The organism is Arthrobacter sp. HMWF013, assembly GCF_003061105.1.
GTDB lineage: Bacteria > Actinomycetota > Actinomycetes > Actinomycetales > Micrococcaceae > Arthrobacter.
In genome coordinates, this window is sequence record NZ_QAIQ01000293.1 from 1 (window position 1) to 1,300 (window position 1,300).

Genomic DNA, 1,300 nt, shown 5'->3' on the forward strand with positions numbered 1-1,300 from the left:
TGCCTGAAGATGCCACCCGACCCATCCGCCCTGCCCTGAGCCGGACGGCCTGGGACGGTCATCCCAAGGGCTCAGCCGCCTACAGCAAGATCCTGGCGGGACTGGCTTTTGCCGGGGTGGCAACGTTCGCCCAGCTTTACTCCACCCAGGCGGTGCTGCCCATCATGGCCGCCGACCAGCAGGTCAGCGCGGCTGATGCGGCCCTGACCATATCGCTGGCCACCGTGGGCCTGGCCATCACGGTGATCCCCTGGTCCTTCCTGGCCGACAGGATCGGACGCGTCAGGGCCATGGCAATCGGCATTTCAGCGGCCACCGTCCTGGGCCTCCTGGTGCCGCTGGCCAGCAGTTTCGGCATGCTGCTGGGCCTCCGGCTCCTTGAGGGCATGGCGCTGGGCGGGATACCGGCGATCGCCATTGCCTACCTGAACGAGGAAGTGAACAAGGCCCACGCCGCGGTGGCTGCCGGCACCTACGTTGCCGGTACCACCTTGGGCGGGCTGGCCGGCCGGCTGGTCGCCGGGCCAATCGGAGAACTGTGGGGCTGGCGGGCGGCCGCCCTGAGTGTGTCGTTGCTGGCAACGGTGGCGGCTGTGCTCTTCCTGGTCCTGATCCCCAAAGCAAAAGGGTTCACTCCCGCCAAAGCCGCGGGCCTGCGCGGGGCGCTGGTGACCCTGGGCGGCCATGTGCGCAACACCCGGCTGCTGGCACTTTATGTGCAGGCATTCCTGATGATGGGCGGCTTTGTGGCGGTCTACAACTACCTGGGTTTCCGGTTGTCTGCGGAGCCCTTTTTGCTGCCGGGCACCCTGATCAGCCTGATCTTCCTCGCGTATCTTTCGGGGACTTTCTCCTCCCGCTGGGCCGGTGGGCTGACAGCCCGCTTTGGCCGGCGGAACGTCCTGCTGGCAGGGATCCTGCTCATGATCGCGGGGCTGGCGCTGACGCTGACCCAGGTACTCGCCCTGATTCTGGCCGGCCTGGTGGTGTTCACGGGCGGATTCTTTGCGGCCCACAGCATTGGTGCGGGCTGGACCGGCAGCATTGCCACCACCGCCCGGGCCCAGGCGTCGTCGCTCTACAATCTGGCCTATTACCTCGGCTCAAGCGTGATCGGCTGGGCGGGCGGCCTGGTGTTCCAGAGCCTGGGCTGGACGGCACTGGCCCTCACGGTGATGGTCCTGGCCTGCGTCACGGCGGTGACAGTCGCCGTCGTCCATAGAACCCGGTGAACTATCAGGCGCCAAACCGGCACCGCGGCTGGTGATTATTCGGGAGATGACAGCATGCGGGCCGGATG

The 1,300-nt window shown here is 66.9% G+C and carries 1 protein-coding gene; it reads left to right on the top strand.

Annotation, left to right across the window (positions count from 1 at the left end; all coding sequences use genetic code 11):
- Window positions 1-23: 23 nt before the first annotated feature.
- On the top strand, window positions 24-1,232 hold the full coding sequence (locus tag DBR22_RS11330) for an MFS transporter (protein ID WP_308810205.1): 1,209 nt from the start codon (window positions 24-26) through the stop codon (window positions 1,230-1,232).
- Window positions 1,233-1,300 lie beyond the last annotated feature (68 nt).